This is a genomic window from Streptomyces changanensis, from assembly GCF_024600715.1.
In the GTDB taxonomy this organism is placed as follows: domain Bacteria; phylum Actinomycetota; class Actinomycetes; order Streptomycetales; family Streptomycetaceae; genus Streptomyces; species Streptomyces changanensis.
In genome coordinates this window covers 1,245,285-1,263,317 of record NZ_CP102332.1, presented here as the reverse complement: position 1 = coordinate 1,263,317, position 18,033 = coordinate 1,245,285, and the positions used below count along the sequence as shown (strand labels likewise).

The following is an 18,033-nucleotide window of genomic DNA, read 5'->3' as shown; positions in this document are numbered from 1 at the left end:
TTCGTACTGTGGTGCCGGGTGGGTCCCGGCACATCCATGACGGGTTCAACGGGTGAGTCACGGCCGGGGTCACGCGCGCGCGGCGACCGAATCGGCGGGCGCGGCCGTTTCGACGGCGGCGGCGCGTCCTTCGCCGCGTGTCCGCCGACCGGGTGGACCGGCCGGTGGGCCGACCGGGTGGCCGTGCGGCGCGGCGGCGGAGCACGCCGTGCGGCACGCGGCCGGGGCGGGACGGGGCGCCTAGCGTGGCCCGATGCCGATGCCGATGCCGATGCCGATGCCGATGCCGATGCCGAGGCCGTCGCAGCCGGCGGGGTCCGCTGCCGCCGTCCCACCGCGCGCCCCGGCCGCCGCCCGCTCCGCCCCCACCGCCCCCGTCCTCGTCGGCCTCCTCCTGGGGTTCGCCGCCCTCCTCCTCGGCTTCGCCCCGGCACCGGCGTCCGGCGCGGCCCGGCCCGGCGCGGTGGCCGGTGACGCGGACGACCCGCCGACCACCGGGGGGTCGCCCGCCCCGAGGCCGCCCGCCCCGGGGTCGCCCGCCCCCGGGTCCGAGCAGGGCCACGCTCATGGCCACCCGCCCGTCGGGAAGGGCACGCCCGCCGACTGCCCCGGCGACTGGCCCTGGGGGTGCGTCGCGCTCTGCGAGAGCGGCGGGCGCTGGGACGTGAACACCGGCAACGGCTACTACGGCGGGCTGCAGTTCCGCCAGTCGACCTGGGAGGCGTACGGCGGGACGGCGTACGCGCCCCGCGCCGACCTGGCCGGGCGCGCGCAGCAGGTGGCCGTCGCGCAGGAGGTGCTGCGCCGGCAGGGCTGGCGCGCCTGGCCCGAGTGCTCCGCGCGGTACGGGCTGTCCGGCCGCGCCCACACCGTACGGCCGGGCGACACGCTCAGCGCGGTCGCGCGGCTCTTCCGCGTCGAGGGCGGGTGGCGGGCGGTGTACGCGGTGAACCGGGACGTCGTGGGCGACGACCCCGACCTGATCAGACCCGGGGCGATGCTGCGCCTCCCGGAGGGCGCGGCGGCGTCCCCGCCCCCCTCGACGCCGTCGCCGGCTCCTGCTCCGGCGCCTGTGCCGGCCCCGACCCCTACGGCGGCCCCGTCCCCGTCCGCGAGCCCGGTCCCGTCCGCGGCCCCGGCGTCGGCCCCTACCACGGCCCCGGCGTCGACTCCGGTGGCCACTCCGCCGCCTCCCCGCTGAACACGACGGCGCCCCGTCGCAGTCCGTGGACGAGCGTGCCGGGCGGCAGGCCGTCGGGGAGCCGCTGCTCGGCCGTGACGAGCGCCGCGCCACCCGCGCACACCCTCCCCAGCAGGGCGTACGTGCGCGCCGCCACCGCCGGGGACATGCCGAGGGCGGGCTCGTCGACGAGGACGACGCGCGCGGGCCGGGACAGCGCCCGCGACACGGCGAGCATCCGCCGCTCGCCGCCCGAGAGGGAGCCGGCCCGCCGGGCGAGCAGCGGCCCCAGCTCCGGGTAGGCGTCGAGGGCGGCGGTGAGGTCCCCGCCGTCCGCGGCGAGGCGGAGGTTCTCGGCGACGGTGAGGGTCGCGTGCACGGCGCGCAGGTCCGGCACGAAGCACAGCCCGCGGCGCGCCCGCCGGTGGGCCGGTACGCGCGTCACGTCCTCGCCGCGCCACAGCACCCGGCCGGACGCCGGGCGGACGGTGCCGGCGAGCGCGCGCAGTACGGTGCTGCGGCCCGAGCCGTTGCGGCCTAGCAGTACGGTGGCGGTCCCGGCCGGCACGGGCAGGTCGACGCCGTGCAGCGCCTCCAGGGGCCCGTAGCGGACGCGGACGCCGCGCAGCTCCATCTCGACGCTCACGCCACGATCCTCCCGGCCTCCAGCACATGGACGGTGTGCGCGATGCCGGCCACCAGGTCCGGGTCGTGTGCGACGACGAGGACGGCCGTGCCGTCGGCGGCGAGGGCCGCGACGATACGGGCGAGCGTGGCGGTCTCGGCGTCGTCCAGACCCGCGGTGGGCTCGTCGAGCAGCAGTGTGTGCGGCCGGCCCGCGAGCGCCCGGCCCAACTCGACCCGGCGCAGGGTGCCCGTCGGCAGTCCGGCGGCGGGCCGGTGTCTGACCGGACCGTCCAGGTCCAGCAGCCGCAGCGCCTGTTCGGCGGCGGTGTGCGGGGCGTCGCGCACCCGGCCCTGCTCGGCGCCGAGCAGGACGTTCTCCTCGACGGTCAGGGTGGGGAAGACGGCCGGTTCCTGGAACGTCCGGGCGATCCCCAGACGGGTGCGGGCGTGCGCGGGGCGGCGGGTGATGTCGGTGCCGTCGAGTGTGACGCGCCCGGCGGCGGGCCGCACGGTCCCGGCGAGGCAGTGGAACAGGGTGCTCTTCCCGGCGCCGTTGGGACCCACGAGCGCCGTGACCCGGCCGGGGGCCGGCGCGAGGTCGACCCCGTCGAGCGCCGTCGCCCCGGCGTACCGCACGGTGAGCCCGTGCGCGCGCAGCCGGGGCGCCGTGCCGGACGGGCCCGCCACGGGCGGCCCGGGGGGAGGGACGCGCCGCCACGGGGCGCGGCCCCGGACGGGGGTCGGCCGGCGCGCCGGAGGAGGACCGCCCGTCCCGGCCCGGGCGTCCGGCGGGGGCGGGGCGTCCGACGGGGCCGGAATGCGCTGCGGGACACGAGCCGAGCCGTGTTCCGGACCCGCGCCGTCGGCCCGGCCCGGGGTGGCCGTGGGGGTCGGGCCGGGTGCCGGGGCCGGGGCCGGGCCGTCTGTCGCGCTCCGGCCGGCCGGGGCCCGTGCCGGCCTGCGGGCGCGGACCGGCAGCAGGGACGCCAGTGGCGGTACCCGCCCCGCGAAGGCGGCCAGCAGGCCGACGAGGGCGGCCGCCGCGCCACCCCGCGCGCCCGCGTCCAGGCCCACCAGCAGCGCCGCGCCCACCAGGGGCGCCAGCAGGCTGTCGGCGCCCAGCACCATCACGACGGCGAACCACAGCAGCGCCCGCACCGGGTCGAACGCCGCCGCGTCGAAGGCGCGCGCCCCCATGCCGAGCAACCCCCCGCCCAGCGCCGCCAGCGCCGCGCCCGCCACGAACGCGAGCAGCTTGAGCCCGGGCACCGGTACGCCCGCCGCGGCCGCGCCCGGTTCGTGGTCGCGCAGCGCCGCCAGGGCCCGTCCCGTACGGCCCCGGCGCAGCGCCCCGACGGCGGCCAGCGCCCCCGCCAGGACGAGCAGCTCCAGGACGTAGAAGCGGCGGTCCGTCAGGAAACCGGCCGGGCGCTCGACGACCAGGCCCGCCGTCGCGTACGGCTGCGCCAGGACGAACCGGCTCACCACGACGCCCACCGCCAGCGTCACGAGGGCGAGGGCGGGCCCGCGCCGCCGGATCGCGGGCCGGCCGACCAGCAGCCCCAGCGGGGCGACCAGCAGCACCGCCACGGCCAGCGCGGCCGCTTCGGGCAGGCGGGGCAGGCCGGGCAGCCGGCCCGCCGCCAGCCAGGCCGTGAAGAGCGCGCCGAGGCCCGCGTACGCCGCCTGCCCGAGGGAGATCTGCCCGGCCCGGCCCGTCACCACGACCAGCGACAGCAAGGCGACCGCGAGGGCCGGCACCTGGACCGCCGTCCGCAGGTCCGGCCCGGCGAGGCCGAGCGGCAGCAGGAACAGCACCGCCACGACCGGCCACACCGCGGGCGGCACCCGTGTGCCCGCCGCACCGCGCGGCCCGGGGCCGTACCCCACCGGCCCGTGCCCGCGCGGCCCGTACCCGGTCGGTCCGCGTCCCGCCCCTCCGTACCCGACCGGGCCGTAGCCCCTCGGTCCGCGTCCCGGCGCGTCCGATCCGTCCGGGCCCACCGCGGGCACCACCAGCGCCGCGACCAGCAGCGCCACCGCGAACAGGTTCGCGGCCACCGCCCCCACCAACGGCCCCGCCCAGCCTTCCGGGTGCAGCCGCGTCAGCTGCGCCTGCGCCACGCCCACCGCGAGGGCCACCGCCACGGCCACCGGCAGGCTGCGCATGCGGGCCGCGACGGCGACCGCGACGACCTCCAGCACGAGCAGCGGCAGCCCGTACGGGTCGAGCCGCACGTACGGAGCGAGCAGCACCCCCGTGAGGCCCGCCGTGAACGAGCCGAACGCCCAGCCCGCCGCCGCCACCCGGTCGGCGGCGATCCCACCCAGCGACGCCAGCTCCCGGTCGTCCACCACCGCCCGCAACTCCCGCCCCGGCCGCGTCCAGCGGGTCGCCGCGCCCACCGCGCACGCCACCGCCACGGCCACCGCGGGCCACGCCCACGGGACGTCACCCAGCAGCACCGGTACGTCCGCCCGCGCGCCACCGCCCCACACGAGCGCGGCGCCGCCCACGAGGAGGACGAACACGCCGATCGACGCCACCAGCGCGCGTGCCGGGTCCTCACCGCCCCCCGACGCCACCGGACGGAACACCGCCCGGTCGAGCAGCAGCCCGATGCCGGGCGCGACGACGAGCAGGGTGAGGCAGGCGGCCGGGCCGAGCGGCCATCCCCACTCGACCGTCAACTGGCGCAGCACGTAGGCGCAGACCATCGCGACCGCCCCGTGGGCGAGGTTCAGCACGCCGGTCGCGCGGTGCGTGACGACCAGCCCCACGCCCGAGAGGGCCGCCGCGCCGCCGACCGCCAGCCCGGCGAGGAGGAGCTCGTACGTCAACGTGTTCACGGCGACCCGGCCCCGGGGGCCGCCGCCCCGCCCGCCGACGCGTCGCCGGGCGGCCGGTCGCCGTCCCGCGGGTCCGGTTCGCACACCGGGCAGGGCCGCAGCCGGGCGCCCCCCACGGGGACCGCCTCGGGCCTGCCCGCCACCAACGGGCAGTCCGGACGGTGGGCCAGCGTGCCGCGCGGGACCCGCACGGGGGGCGCGTCGGACGACGGGCGGACGGCACCGCCGCCCTCCCCGCCCCCGGCGTCCGGTTCCCGGGCGGCGGGGCCAGGGGCGGCCGGGGTACGGGCCGCCGCGGCGATCCACACCGCGCCGACCACGAGGAGCGCCGCCCCGGGGACCGTGCCGGACGCCAGGTAGGGGAGCTGCCGCTCCGCGGACCGCTCGCCCGACACGCCGTACCAGCCCAGCACGCACAGCACGGCGCCCGCGGCGAGCGCGGCGGGACCGCCCCACCGCAGCGGTCGCCACTCCGGCAGTCGCGGCATCCGCACCCCTTCGCTCCACTCCGATGGCGACACATGGTGATTCCTTGCACTATGCGGTGAACGCCCTTTTCCGCGAAGGAACAGACCCCGGTGGTGACCCAGATGGTCCACGCGACCCCCGGCGGGCTCCGCGCCCGCTCCACAGCGCTGGCGGCCGCCGCCGTCCTCACGCTCGTCCCCCTGGCCACGGCGTGCGGCGGGAGCGAGGACGCCAGCGACGCGGCGCAGTCCCCGGCGATCCAGACCACCGCGCCCGACCCCACCGGGTCGCCCACGGGCGCCACCGACGCGCCCGCCGACGAGGCGGCCGCCAGGAAGGAGGTCGAGAAGAACTGGACGGCGTTCTTCGACCCCGAGACCCCCACCGACGAGAAGGTCCGGCTCCTGGAGAACGGTGAGCAGATGCGCCCCGTCCTCAGCGCCTTCGGCAAGGACGCGAACGCCGCCAAGGCCGCCGCGAAGGTCAAGGAGGTCGACTTCGCGTCGGCGACCCAGGCGAACGTCACCTACGACCTCGTCGTGGGCACGAGTCCCGCCCTCACCGACTCCAAGGGCACCGCCGTCTACCAGGACGGCATCTGGAAGGTCTCCCGCTCCACCCTCTGCGCGCTGGTCAAGATCAGCGGCAATGCGGCCGTCCCGGGCTGCTGACCTCGTCCTCCGGGCGGCGCTCGCGGCGGTCCTCACGCTGAGCGCCGCCTGCGGCAGCCGCCTGCCGGACCGCGACGCCGCCCCCCGGCCGACGGCGGCCCCGCCGGGCGCGCCACCGATCCGCGTGGGCGTCATCGCCAGCGCGACCAGCCCCGTCGGCGGGGACGCGTTCACCGGGCCGCGCGACGGCGCCCTGGCCTACTTCGCCGCCCTCAACGCCCGCGGCGGCCTCGACGGCCGCCGGGTCGAGGCCGTCACCTGCGACGACGGCGGAAGCGGCGTCGGCAACCACACGTGCGTCACCCGGCTGCTCGACGAGCGGAAGGTGTTCGCCCTCGTCGCCACCACCGCCCTCGACTACGCCGGCGCCGCGCGGGTCTCCGCCGCCGGCGTGCCCGACATCGGCGGCCAGCCCATCGGGCCCGCCTACGACACCCACCCCCACCTGTACGGCATCTACGGCAGCTCGGCCCCCCGCACCGGCGACCGGCCCGGCTGGGACGGCGTCCTGTACGGCGGCACCGAGGTCTACCGCTACTTCAAGCGCGCCCACGGCGCGCGCACCGCCGCCGTCGTCTCCTACAACCAGCCCGCCTCCGCCGCCTACGCCCGCCTCCTCACGCGGGGGCTGCGCGCCGAGGGGTACCGCGTCGTCCCCGGGCAGGTCGACTTCGCCCTGCCCAACTTCCGCGCCGTCGCCGCCGACCTGCGCGCCCAGCGCGTCGACCTCGTCCTCGACGCGCTCGACCGCCATGGCAACGCCCGCCTGTGCGAGGCCATGGAAGCCGTCGGCGCCGTCCCCGCGGTCAAGGTCACCAACGTCCAGAACTGGACCTCCGAGGTCGCCGAGGACCACCGCCGCTCCCCGCGCTGCCGCAACGCCCTGTGGGCGACCGGCTCCAGCCGCAACCACGACGACCCGTCCCACCCGGCCGTACGGGAGTTCCGCACCGCCATGGCCACCCACATGAGGGGCACCGGCACCCGCTCCCAGTGGCAGCTGGAGGGCTGGGCGGCCGCCATGTGGTTCACCGACGCCGCCCGCTCCTGCCTCCGCTCCGGCGCCCTCACCCGCGCCTGCGTCGAACGGTTCCTCACCCGCCCCGAGCCGTACACCGCGCGGGGGCTGCTCCTGCCCGTGCGGTTCGAACGCCTCGCCTCGCCGCCGCGCACCCGCCGCACGTGCCTGTCCGTGGCCCGCTGGCGGGACGGCCGGGGCTGGGTCACCCAGGGCGACATGGACCGCACCTGCGCCACCGTCCCCCAGCTTGGCTACCCGCCGTGACGGCCGAGTACAGTCCACTCGACGACGACCTATCGACCTGGGGGACCCGGCGGCGCGATGCACATCTCCTTCCTGCTCCACAACGCCTACGGGATCGGCGGCACCATCCGCACGACCTTCAACCTCGCGGAGGCCCTCGCCGCCCGGCACGACGTGGAGATCGTCTCCGTCTTCCGCCACCGCGACGAGCCGACCCTCGGCGCCCCCGCCGGCGTGACCATGAAGCACCTGGTCGACCTGCGCAAGGGCAGCCCCGGTTATGACGGCGACCACCCCGACCACACCCGGCCCGCCCGGGTCTTCCCGCGCGGCGACGGCCGCTGGAAGCAGTACAGCCGCCTCACCGACGCCCGCATCGCCGCGCACCTGCGGACGGTCGGGGCGGACGTCGTCGTCGGCACCCGCCCCGGCCTCAACATGCACATCGCCCGCCAGACCCGACGCGGCCCGGTCCGGGTCGGCCAGGAGCACCTGACCCTCGACAGCCACGGCTACCGGCTGCGCCGCGAGATCGGCTTCCGCTACCCGCTGCTCGACGCGATCACCACGGTCACCGAGGCGGACGCCCGCTCGTACCGCACCCGGCTCAAGCTGCCCGGGGTCCGCATCGACGCCGTCCCCAACAGCGTCCCCGCCCCGAGCGTCCCCCCGGCCGACTCCACCGCCAAGTGGGTGGTCGCCGCCGGCCGGCTCACCCAGGTCAAGCGGTACGACCTGCTGGTCGAGGCGTTCGCGAAGGTCGTCGCCGCCCGCCCCGACTGGCGGCTGCGGATCTACGGCTCCGGCGACGCCACCGGCAACGAGCGCACCGCCCTGCGCGCCCTGATCGAACGGCACGGGCTGCACAACCACGTCTTCCTGATGGGCCCGGCCAACCCGTTGGAACCGGAGTGGGTGAAGGGGTCCGTCGCGGCCGTCACCTCCCGCCTGGAGTCCTTCGGCATGACCATCGTCGAGGCCATGCGGTGCGGTCTGCCGGTGGTCTCCACCGACTGCCCCCACGGTCCCGGCGAGATCATCGAGGACGGCGTCGACGGGCGGCTCGTCCCCGTCGGTGACGCCGGCGCGGTCGCCGACGCGCTGCTCGGCCTCATCCAGGACGACGACCTGCGCCGCCGCGCCGGGCAGGCGGCCCTCGCCGCGTCCCGCCGCTTCGACCCCGCGCGGATCGCCGAGCGGCACGAGGCGATCTTCACCGAGCTGGTCGCCCGCGGGCCCGGCTCCGGCTCCGCCGGCCGCGGCCGCGCCCGGGACGCGCTCCACCGGGCCCGCGGCGCCGTGCTCGACACCGCGTTCACCGTCCGTTACCAGGCCGCCGACGTACTCCGGAAGGGGAAGCGCGCATGACCGGATCCACGACCGCGCCCCGGGCGCCGCGCGCCGACTGTGTCGCGGACCCGGCGGGCGGCCTCACCTTCCACACCACGGGCCACGACCCGGCCGCGTCCGACCTGGTGCTCCGCCGCACCGGCCCCGGCGCCGCCGACGAGGTCCGGCTGCCGCTCACTCCGGCCGGTGACGGCCGGTCGCGGGCCGTCCTGCCTCCCGGGCTCGACCTCGCCGAGGGCCGCTGGGACGTCCTCCTCGGCGACCGGCCCGTGGAGCCGGGCGTCCGCGACGTGCGCGCCCTCGTCGACCGCAGGCCGGAGCCGTCGGGACCGGTCGCCCCGCGCGTCCCCTTCCCCACGCCCGAGGGCCGCCTCGGCGTACGCGCCTGGCTGCGCCCCAGGCACGCCGAGGCCGGGGACATCACCTTCGGCGACGCCGGCTGCACGGTGACGGGCGTGCTGTACGGCGTCGGGTTCGGCGCCGGCGCGACGGCCGAGGCGCGCTCCGACGACCAGGTCCACGAGGTGCCGGCCGAGGGCGGGAAGGGCACGTTCGCCTTCACCCTTCCCTACGCGCCGCTCGCCCTGCCGCCCCTGGAGGGCCGGCGGATGTGGCGGCTGTGGCTGCGGCCCGCCGCCGGCGCCGACGCGGTGCGGATCGCCCGCGTCCTCGACGACGTGTGGGACCGCAGGAACGTCTTCGTCTACCCGGAGCACCGGGGCGAGGGCTACCGGGCCGCGCCCTGCTACACCGGCGAGAACGAGCTCTGCGTACGCGTCACCCCGTAGGCCCGGCGGCCCCGCCGCCCCGGCCCCGGTTCCGGGCCCCCTGCCCCGTGGCCGGGGCCGCCGGTTCCGGCCGTCGGCCCGGCTGCGGCGGTCGGCCACGCTGCGGCGGTCGGCCCGGTTCCGGCGGTCGACCGGCGCGGTGGCCGTGGGGTCGCGGACCGTACCTGTCCGCGACGATCGGGAGACTCGTCCCCATGGTGGAGACCTCGGCACGACTGCTGCGCCTGCTGTCCCTGCTCCAGGCCCACCGCGACTGGTCCGGCTCCGCCCTCGCCGAACGGCTCGGTGTCACCCCGCGCACGGTCCGCCGCGACGTGGACCGGCTGCGCGAGCTCGGCTACCCGGTGCACGCGACGCCCGGCACCGGCGGCGGCTACCGACTGGGCGCGGGTGCCCAGCTGCCGCCGCTGCTGCTGGACGACGAGGAGGCCGTCGCGGTCGCCGTCGGCCTGCGCACCGCCGCGGGGCGCGGTGTCGAGGGCATCGGCGAGACGTCGCTGCGCGCCCTGGCCAAGCTGGACCAGGTGCTGCCCGGGCGGCTGCGCCGCCGCGTCGGCGCGCTCACCGCGTACACCGTGCCGGCGCTGCGCGCCCCGCAGGAGGGGCAGCAGGTCGACGCGGGCGTCCTCACGGAGCTGGCGGGCGCCTGCCGGGACAGCACCCGGCTGCGGTTCGCCTACCGGGACCACAACGGATCCGCCACGCGCCGCACCGCGGAGCCGCACCGCCTGGTGTGCACGGAGCGCCGCTGGTACCTGGTGGCCTGGGACGTGGACCGCACCGACTGGCGCACCTTCCGCGTGGACCGGATCACCCCCACACCGCCCCACGGGCCGCGGTTCGCCCCCCGTACCCCGCCCGCCGACGACCTGGCCGCCTACGTCGCCCGGGGTGTGTCCACGGCGCCGTACGCGGCCCACGCGGTGGTCCGGCTGCACGCCCCGGCCCACGAGGCCGCGCAGGCGCTCAGCGTGGCCGACGGTGTCCTGGAGGCGGAGGGCGACACCAGCTGTCTGCTGCGTACCGGGGCGGCCGCCTTCGACGTGCTCGTCGTCCACGTCGTGCTGCTGGGATTCGATTTCGAGGTGCTGGAGTCCCGGGAGCTGGACGACCACATCAGGGCCGTCCGGGACCGCCTGGGCCGCGCGCTCGACCGTTCGGCCGCCCGCCGGACATCCGCGGCGGACCTCGCGGAACACCCGGTCGAGTGACGCCCCGGACCTCTCGGTGGGCCGTCCGCCGTAACCGCGGAACGCGTGCGTTCGTCCGCCGGGGAAATGCGGGAAACATGTGGAGAGGCCGTGAATCAAACGTGGCCGACACGGTGGGGTGAAGCGCGGGGAAGGGAATTCGCCCGCCCCTGAATAGGCGGGTGCGAAGTGCGGGGAATTCGCCGGGAAGGCCCCTCACCAGCCCTCCTGGCGCACGGAACGGCGCCCCGCCCGCCCGCCGGGTGGCTGTGACACACATGTGACACACCGCGTACGGGCGGATGGCGGGGGCCGTGTACGCACCCCTACGGTGAGGGCATGGCACCGATACCCGCGTCACCCCCCGCGCACCCCGACGACGACCCCGGCTCCTACGTCGGCCTCGACGACCGCGACGCCGAGCACCGGGCCCGCTCCCGGGGCTGGACGACCGTCCGGGCCGTGCCGCCCGGGTCGATCATCACCCTCGAGTACGTCGCCGGCCGCATCAACTTCGAGGTGCGCGACCACACCGTCATCCGCTGCTGGCTGGGCTGATCCCCCCCGCGGAACCCACACCGAGCGCCCGCCGGGCCCCGTGCGGCCCCCCGGTACGCGCCGAGTGCCGGTGGGGCGAGCGGGGCGGCGCCCCGGTACGCGAAAGGGCCCCGGCGCGTCGGCCGGGGCCCTTCCTTTGTGCGTGTCCGGCGGACCGGCGGTGCGTCAGCCGCCCGTGACCGGCCGGGACCGGGGCGGGCGGCGGCTGCCCGCGGGGGTGACGGGCGTCCGCTCCGAGCGCAGCACCGCGTGGTGGATACGGGGCTGCGACAGCGTCGCGCGGATGCTCCCCGCGTGCAGCCCGGCGGGCTGGGCGCCCACCGGGCCGGGCTGGGCCGGCTCGCGCGCGGGGTCGTCCGCCGGGAACTCCGGCAGCGCCCCCTCCGGGCACTCGGCCGCCGACCGCTGCGGCTGCATGGCGGGCACCGGCCCGCCCGGCGGCAGCACCGGCGTGAGGGGCAGCGCGGGGGCCGTGGGGCGGCGGAGCTCCCGCAGCCGGTCGCGCAGTCGGTCGAACAGCCGGTCCCGGGCGGAGAGGATCATCACCTCGGCGCGGGCGATCAGCGGCTCGCACCAGGGCAGCCCCAGCAGGATCAGCAGCCCCGCCGCCCAGCCCAGCAGGACGTCGCTCAGCCAGTGCGTACCGAGGTAGACGGTCGTCAGGCCGACGCCCAGGGCCACCACGGCGGAGAGGGCGGACAGATGGCGGCGCGCCCGCGGCGTGGTGGCCAGGTAGGACAGGATTCCCCAGGTCACGACGGCGTTGGCGGTGTGGCCCGAAGGGAATATATCGCCGCCCGCGAAGAGCTCGGCCGAGCCGATTTGCGTCGCGTAGTGCGGGCCGAGCCGGCCCAGGCCGATCTTGACGGCGCCGACCGTCACGTTCAGCAGCAGCAGCGCCGTGCCGAGGACGAGCAGCGGGCGCAGCGTGTGCTGGCGCCAGGAACGCCAGCCGAGCCAGGCGGCCACCATCACGGCCGTCGGGCCGCGCTGGCCGAGCACCACGAAGTAGTCGAGCGGCGCGTGCAGCTCCGGCCACTGCTGGTACGGCCGGAACAGCATGACCTTCCAGTCGATGAGCACCAGCCACGTGGACGCCAGCACGGCGATCACGATGGCCAGGTAGAACACGGACGTCCCGCCGAAGAGGGCGAGACGCGTGCGGCTCATCCGCGGGATCTCCATCTTCGGCGGTTCCGGCTCCCGGTCCAGTCGGGCAAAGATGTCGGTACGCACCCAATCGACGTTACAGCGAGTGAGCGTCGGGCCAGGCCGTTCCGGTCTCTTTGTGATGACGATGTGATGTGGAGTGGGTCTCGGCGCCTGTTTATCCGCCGCTTATCCAAAAAACGGCGGTGCGCCCCGTCCTAATGTCGGACCTGGTTCTTCCGTAAGTGTGTTTGTGTGCCGGAGGAAAAGGGGCCGCGCCGGACGGGGCGGCAATTCGTACGCCGTTCGGGGTCGCCGTCGGCGTGTCGCGGAGTGTCGGGGGGCCCGCCGGGACGTCCCCCGGGGGCGCGCCTCCGGGGCGGTCCGCGCGCGCGGCGCACGTGGCGCACGCCACACTCCCCGGCGTGTCCCGGTGAGAGCTGGGCCACGCACCACCCGCCCCACGTCACGTAGGCTGACGTCTCGCTCGCCCTCCCCGACGGGTCGACCGCGCTCGACCGGGGGAATCCCAGGTGCAGGGCAGCCCCGCGGAAGGTCCCCTCCCCGGCCGGCGCCCGCCGAGCGCGAGAGTTCCACGCGGGAGGTACCTACATGTCGGGAACGACCACTGCCGGAGCGCGTCTGCGTGCCGCCGGCGGCGGTACCAACCGCTGGGTCGTCCTGGTCGTCCTCTGTGTGAGCCTGCTGCTGGTCGCGCTCGACGCGACCGTCCTCCACGTCGCCGTCCCGGCGGTCACCGAGGACCTGCGCCCGAGCTCCACCGCCCTGCTCTGGATCGTCGACGCCTACCCCCTCGTCTGCGCCTCGCTGCTGATCCTCTTCGGCACGCTCGGCGACCGGATCGGGCGGCGCCGGGTCCTGCTCGGCGGCTACGCGCTCTTCGGCGTCGCGTCGGCGGTCGCGGCGATGGCCGACACGCCGGCCGTCCTGATCGCCGCCCGGGCCCTGCTCGGTGTCGGCGGCGCGATGATCATGCCCGCCACGCTCTCCATCCTCCGCGCCGTCTTCCCCGACCGGCGCGAGCGCGCCACCGCCATCGGCGTCTGGACGGCCGTCGCCGCGATCGGCGCCGCCACCGGGCCGGTGCTCGGCGGCTTCCTCGTGGAGCACTACTGGTGGGGCTCGGTCTTCCTGATCAACATCCCGCTGATGGCGCTGATCCTGCCCGCCGGCCGCCGGCTGCTGCCCGAGTCCCGCGGCAGCGGCCAGGGGCCGTGGGACGTGCTCGGCGCGCTGATGGCCGCCGCGGGCGTGCTCGGCGCGGTCCTCGGCGTGAAGCGGGCCGGCGCGGGCGACGAGCTCCTCAGCCCGGCGACGCTCGGCCCGCTGCTCCTCGGGGCCGCGCTGCTCGTGCTGTTCGTGCGGCGCCAGCGGCGGCGCGCCCATCCGCTCATCGACATGCGGCTGTTCTCCCGGGCGGCGTTCACCACGTCCGTCGGCTGCATCGTGCTCGCCATGCTGGCGCTGGTGGGGCTGGAGCTCATCGCCGTGCAGTACCTCCAGCTGGTCCTCGGCCTCAGCCCCCTGGAGACCGGGCTGCGGCTGCTGCCGCTGACGTTCGCGGCGATGGCCGCGGGCGCCACCGGCTCGTACACCCTCGCCCGCGTGGGGCCCCGGCGCATGGTCGGCGGCGGGTTCGTGCTCACCGCCGGGTCGGTGCTGCTGCTGGTGCTCATGGGGCAGCACGACCGGCCGTTGCTGCTCACCGTGGGCTTCGTGCTGCTCGGCTTCGGGCTCCAGACCACGCTGTTCGCCGCCTACGAGTCCATGCTCAGCGAGGCCCCCGCCGACAGCGCGGGCGGCGCGGCGGCCATCGGCGAGACGTCCTACCAGCTCGGCGCGGGCATGGGCATCGCCCTCCTCGGCAGCGTCATGAACGCCGCGTACGCCCCCGGGCTCGCCCGGGTGCCCGGCGTGCCCGCCGAAGCTGCGGCCGCCGCGTCCAACTCGCTGGGCGAGGCGTACCAGGTGGCGGCCGGGCTCGGCGGCGCCGCGGGCGAGGCGCTGCACACCGCGGCGCGCCACGCCTTCGTGCACGGCCTGCACGTCACCCTGGCCGTCAGCGCGGCCCTGCTGCTCTCCGGCGCGGCGATGGCGCTGCGCCTGCCGCGCGTGATGGAGGCCCCGGCGGATGAGCCCACCGCCGCCACCGACCACGCCGCCGACCACGCGGACCGCGCCGCCGTCGACCGCGCCGCCCCCGGTGTCCCCGCGTCGCGCGGCGCGTCCGGCGCGCACGGGCCGCACGACCGGCACCAGCCCGGTGACGGGACGCGGGTGCCGGCGCGGCGCGCCCCCGCCGAGACGGCGGGCTCTGGACGCACGGCACACTGAGCCGTAACGTCGCGCGGGCACCGTGATGATCAGCGATGGTTTCCCCGTCGTCCGCTTGGCGAGCCAGCCGCCGGAGGCCCGTATGCCCACACCCTCGAAGCTCCCGCCGTTCGATCCCGCCGACCCGCTCGGCGTCGACGACCTGCTCGGCCCCGAGGACCTCGCCGTCCGCGACACCGTGCGCGCCTGGGCGGCGGACCGGGTGCTGCCGTACGTCGCCGAGTGGTACGAGAAGGGCGAGCTGCCGGTCATCCGCGAGCTCGCGCGCGAGCTGGGCGGGCTCGGCGCGCTCGGCATGTCGCTGGAGGGCTACGGCTGCGCCGGGGCGAGCGCCGTCCAGTACGGGCTGGCCTGCCTGGAGCTGGAGGCCGCCGACTCCGGCATCCGCTCCCTCGTCTCCGTCCAGGGCTCGCTCGCCATGTACGCGATCCACGCGTACGGCTCGGAGGAGCAGAAGCAGCGCTGGCTGCCGTCGATGGCGGCGGGGGAGACGATCGGCTGCTTCGGTCTGACCGAGCCCGACCACGGCTCCGACCCGGCGGGGATGCGGACGTCCGCGAGGAGGGACGGCTCCGACTGGATCCTCGACGGCCGCAAGATGTGGATCACCAACGGATCGGTCGCCGGCGTCGCCGTCGTGTGGGCACGGACGGACGACGGCGTGCGCGGCTTCGCCGTGCCGACGGACACCCCCGGCTTCTCGGCGCCCGAGATCAAGCACAAGTGGTCGCTGCGCGCCAGCGTGACCAGTGAGCTCGTCATGGACGGCGTGCGGCTGCCCGCCGACGCGGTCCTGCCGGGCGTCACCGGCCTCAAGGGCCCGCTGAGCTGTCTCTCGCACGCCCGGTATGGCATCGTGTGGGGCGCCATGGGCGCGGCGCGCGCCTCGTTCGAGGCGGCGCTGGAGTACGCGCGGACGCGCGAGCAGTTCGGACGGCCCATCGGCGGCTTCCAGCTCACCCAGGCGAAGCTCGCCGACATGGCGGTGGAGTTGCACAAGGGCATCCTGCTCGCCCACCACCTGGGGCGCCGGATGGACGCGGGGGTGCTGCGTCCGGAGCAGGTCAGCTTCGGCAAGCTGAACAACGTGCGGGAGGCGATCGCGATCTGCCGCACGGCGCGGACGATCCTCGGGGCCAACGGGATCTCCCTGGAGTACCCCGTCATGCGGCACGCCACGAACCTGGAGTCGGTGCTCACCTACGAGGGCACCAGCGAGATGCACCAGCTGGTGCTGGGCAAGGCGCTCACCGGCCTCGACGCCTTCCGGTGAGCGGTCCCCCCGTCAGCTCTGGTTGAAGAAGCCGTTCTCGGCGCGGCCCCCGGGCTCCCCGGTGACGATCTGCGTGTCCGCGGGCGTCAGCAGGAAGACCCGGGTGGCCACCCGCTCGATGGAGCCGCGCAGGCCGAAGGTCAGACCGGCCGCGAAGTCGACGACGCGCTTGGCGTCGTCGGGCTCCATGGAGGTGAGGTTCATGATGACCGGCACGCCGTCGCGGAACAGCTCGCCGATCGCCCGGGCGTCGCCGAAGCCGTCGGGGGAGACCGTGGCGATCCGGCGGCCCTCCTCCCGGGCGCTCTCGGAGGCGACCCGGACCCTGGGGTCGGTCACCCAGGCGTCGCCGTTCTCGGCCGGCTCGGCGTACTCGTCGTCGTAGTAGCGCTCGTCGTTGTCCTCGACGAGTCCCAGCCAGGCACTCGCCTTGCGCACCGATCCCATGGACGCCTCCTTTCAACGCGGTCACGTGTGGTTCCGCACCCCTATGGTCGTCCATGATGCGGATCGCGCGCCAAGTGGACAGTCGCCGCGCGAGTGTTTCGTGACGGTACTGGTGCAGAAGTTGTGGCGATTCGTCAGGGTTCTTGCTGCGTATCGGGGTTCTCGTACCTCACATATGAAATTCATACCGGTCGGGTGAGTCGGCGGGCGTACGGGTGAACCGCCGACGCCGATACCATGCCCCGCGCACACGAGAACAGACACGGGGGATCGATGTTCGGAATAGTCAGGCCATGTTCGCACCGGCTCACGGAGGGCCTCCGGGCCGAGTGGATGGCCCATCTGTGCGGGCTCTGCCTCGCCCTGCGCGCGGACCACGGACAGTTCGCCCGCGTCGCCACGAACTACGACGGGCTCATCGTCTCCGTGTTGACTGAGGCTCAGACGGAGCGCACGGACGGGGCCCGCCGCACCGCCGGGCCCCGCACGGACGGGGCCCGCCGCACCGCCGGGCCCTGCCCGCTGCGCGCGATGCGCACCGCACCCGTGGCCCGTGGCGAGGGCGCCCGCCTCGCCGCCGCGGTCTCGCTGGTGCTGGCCTCGGCGAAGGTGCGCGACCACGTCACCGACCGGGACGGGCTGCTGGCCCGCCGCCCCGTCGCCGCGGCCGCCCGCCGGGTGGCGCACCGCTGGGACGCGGCGGGCGCCCGGACGGGGCGCGAGCTGGGCTTCGACACGGCGGTCCTGGTCGACGCCGTGGACCGGCAGGCCGGCGTCGAGGCGCTGGCCGGGCCCGGCACCCCCCTCCTGGCCGTGACCGAGCCGACCGAGACGGCCACCGCGGCGGCGTTCGCCCACACCGCCGTCCTGGCCGGCAGGCCGGGCAACGCCGGACCCCTCGCGGAGGCCGGCCGCCTCTTCGGCCGCCTCGCCCACCTGCTGGACGCCGTGGAGGACCGGGAGGCCGACGCCGCGGCGGGCGCCTGGAACCCCCTCACCGCGACCGGCACCTCCCTCGCCGAGGCGCGGCGCCTCGCCGACGACGCGGCGCACGGCGTGCGCCTCGCGCTGCGGGACGCCGAGTTCGTCGACGACCGGCTGCTGCACCGGCTCCTCGCCCACGAGCTGCGCCGCTCGGTGGACCGGGCCTTCGCCACGACGAGCTGCTCGCACCAGGCGTACGGCGCCCCCGGCGCGCCACCGCCCCCGCACGGCCACCCCCAGCCGGGCGGCCACCAGGACCCCCGCGGCCCGGGCGGCCCGTACGGGCAGGGGGGTCCGTACGGGGTCGGAAGTCCGTACGGCTCCGGGAACCCGTACGGCTCCGGGAACCCGTACGGCGGGGGGCAGCCGGGTGGGCACGGTGGTGGTGGCTTCGGCGGGCCGTCGGGTGGCTCGGGTGGCCCGGGCGGCTCGGGCGGGTCCGGGAGCTCCGGCGGTGGCGGGGCGCCGCGGCCCAAGCCGCCGCGCGGCCTGCTGGCGGGCTGCGCCGTCTTCGTCGGCCTCTTCTGCACCTGCCGGATCTGCTGCGCCAAGGAGTACGAGGGTCCGTGGTCCCGCAGGAAGCGCGAGGGCTGCTGCCGCAACTGTGACTGCCCGGACTGCGGCTGCGACTGCTGCTGCCCGTGTGACGGCTGCTGACGCCGTATGACCTCCGCCGGCGCCCGCGCGCCGGCGTCCCGCGGGGCCCCCGTCCGGATCGCCGGGCGGGGGCCCCGCGCGTGTGCGCCCGGGGGCGGACGCTCTGCCGTCCTCACCGCCCGCCACGCCAACTCCACTCGTCGGGCGGTGCCTTGACCGCAACATCTGCGGCGCCCTTCCTCGAAAACCGCGGCTGAAACCCCCGAAGATCAAGACAGGACT

15 protein-coding genes are annotated in these 18,033 nt (G+C 76.6%); 10 read left to right on the top strand and 5 right to left on the bottom strand.

Annotated elements, in window-relative coordinates; genetic code table 11:
• Window positions 1-253: 253 nt before the first annotated feature.
• The gene (locus NRO40_RS30510) at window positions 254-1,201 is read left to right on the top strand and encodes a LysM peptidoglycan-binding domain-containing protein (RefSeq protein ID WP_306674855.1); all 948 of its coding nucleotides are present in this window, start codon (window positions 254-256) and stop codon (window positions 1,199-1,201) included.
• On the opposite strand, the gene NRO40_RS05560 is transcribed toward NRO40_RS30510, so the two are convergent.
• From NRO40_RS05560 to NRO40_RS05550, 3 genes are read right to left on the bottom strand one after another with little or no spacing between them, the layout of a single operon-like run.
• The gene (locus NRO40_RS05560) at window positions 1,149-1,826 is read right to left on the bottom strand and encodes an ATP-binding cassette domain-containing protein (RefSeq protein ID WP_058943467.1); all 678 of its coding nucleotides are present in this window, start codon (window positions 1,824-1,826) and stop codon (window positions 1,149-1,151) included. The two genes, NRO40_RS30510 and NRO40_RS05560, sit on opposite strands and share 53 nt — an antisense overlap.
• A complete protein-coding gene (locus NRO40_RS05555; RefSeq protein WP_058943486.1) occupies window positions 1,823-4,657 on the bottom strand; it encodes an ABC transporter permease subunit in 2,835 nt (944 codons plus the stop codon). Before NRO40_RS05555 ends, NRO40_RS05560 begins: the two co-directional genes overlap by 4 nt.
• Window positions 4,654-5,151: a hypothetical protein gene (locus NRO40_RS05550; RefSeq protein ID WP_058943466.1), complete on the bottom strand. Its 498-nt coding sequence runs from the start codon at window positions 5,149-5,151 to the stop codon at window positions 4,654-4,656. The genes NRO40_RS05555 and NRO40_RS05550 overlap by 4 nt, the downstream gene beginning before the upstream one ends.
• 96 nt (window positions 5,152-5,247) lie before the next feature.
• Here NRO40_RS05550 and NRO40_RS05545 point away from each other — a divergent pair, with 96 nt between their 5' ends.
• From NRO40_RS05545 to NRO40_RS05520, 6 genes are all read left to right on the top strand, one after another.
• Window positions 5,248-5,796 (top strand): hypothetical protein, encoded by a 549-nt coding sequence (locus NRO40_RS05545; protein WP_198549399.1) that lies wholly within the window; start codon window positions 5,248-5,250, stop codon window positions 5,794-5,796.
• Window positions 5,774-7,081 (top strand): ABC transporter substrate-binding protein, encoded by a 1,308-nt coding sequence (locus tag NRO40_RS05540; RefSeq protein WP_058943464.1) that lies wholly within the window; start codon window positions 5,774-5,776, stop codon window positions 7,079-7,081. Before NRO40_RS05545 ends, NRO40_RS05540 begins: the two co-directional genes overlap by 23 nt.
• Before the next feature lie 57 nt (window positions 7,082-7,138).
• The gene (locus tag NRO40_RS05535) at window positions 7,139-8,428 is read left to right on the top strand and encodes a glycosyltransferase family 4 protein (RefSeq protein WP_058943463.1); all 1,290 of its coding nucleotides are present in this window, start codon (window positions 7,139-7,141) and stop codon (window positions 8,426-8,428) included.
• On the top strand, window positions 8,425-9,198 hold the full coding sequence (locus NRO40_RS05530) for a hypothetical protein (RefSeq protein ID WP_058943462.1): 774 nt from the start codon (window positions 8,425-8,427) through the stop codon (window positions 9,196-9,198). Before NRO40_RS05535 ends, NRO40_RS05530 begins: the two co-directional genes overlap by 4 nt.
• A 194-nt stretch (window positions 9,199-9,392) precedes the next feature.
• Window positions 9,393-10,409 carry a helix-turn-helix transcriptional regulator gene (locus NRO40_RS05525; RefSeq protein WP_058943461.1) on the top strand — a complete coding sequence of 339 codons (1,017 nt, stop codon included), beginning with the start codon at window positions 9,393-9,395 and terminating at the stop codon, window positions 10,407-10,409.
• 318 nt (window positions 10,410-10,727) lie between these two features.
• The gene (locus tag NRO40_RS05520) at window positions 10,728-10,946 is read left to right on the top strand and encodes an I78 family peptidase inhibitor (protein WP_058943460.1); all 219 of its coding nucleotides are present in this window, start codon (window positions 10,728-10,730) and stop codon (window positions 10,944-10,946) included.
• Window positions 10,947-11,111: 165 nt separating this feature from the next.
• Here NRO40_RS05520 and NRO40_RS05515 read toward each other — a convergent pair whose 3' ends face one another.
• A complete protein-coding gene (locus NRO40_RS05515) occupies window positions 11,112-12,182 on the bottom strand; it encodes a phosphatase PAP2 family protein (RefSeq protein ID WP_058943459.1) in 1,071 nt (356 codons plus the stop codon).
• A gap of 525 nt (window positions 12,183-12,707) precedes the next feature.
• Between NRO40_RS05515 and NRO40_RS05510 the strand changes: the two genes are divergently transcribed.
• Window positions 12,708-14,450 (top strand): MFS transporter, encoded by a 1,743-nt coding sequence (locus tag NRO40_RS05510; RefSeq protein WP_058943458.1) that lies wholly within the window; start codon window positions 12,708-12,710, stop codon window positions 14,448-14,450.
• An 82-nt stretch (window positions 14,451-14,532) separates the two neighbouring features.
• On the top strand, window positions 14,533-15,723 hold the full coding sequence (locus NRO40_RS05505) for an acyl-CoA dehydrogenase family protein (RefSeq protein WP_058943457.1): 1,191 nt from the start codon (window positions 14,533-14,535) through the stop codon (window positions 15,721-15,723).
• A gap of 12 nt (window positions 15,724-15,735) precedes the next feature.
• Here NRO40_RS05505 and NRO40_RS05500 read toward each other — a convergent pair whose 3' ends face one another.
• Window positions 15,736-16,170 (bottom strand): cell division protein SepF, encoded by a 435-nt coding sequence (locus NRO40_RS05500; protein ID WP_058943456.1) that lies wholly within the window; start codon window positions 16,168-16,170, stop codon window positions 15,736-15,738.
• A 273-nt stretch (window positions 16,171-16,443) separates the two neighbouring features.
• Here NRO40_RS05500 and NRO40_RS05495 point away from each other — a divergent pair, with 273 nt between their 5' ends.
• Window positions 16,444-17,811, top strand: coding sequence for a DUF5685 family protein (locus tag NRO40_RS05495; RefSeq protein ID WP_079047256.1), 1,368 nt, complete (start codon window positions 16,444-16,446; stop codon window positions 17,809-17,811).
• The last annotated feature ends 222 nt before the right edge of the window (window positions 17,812-18,033 follow it).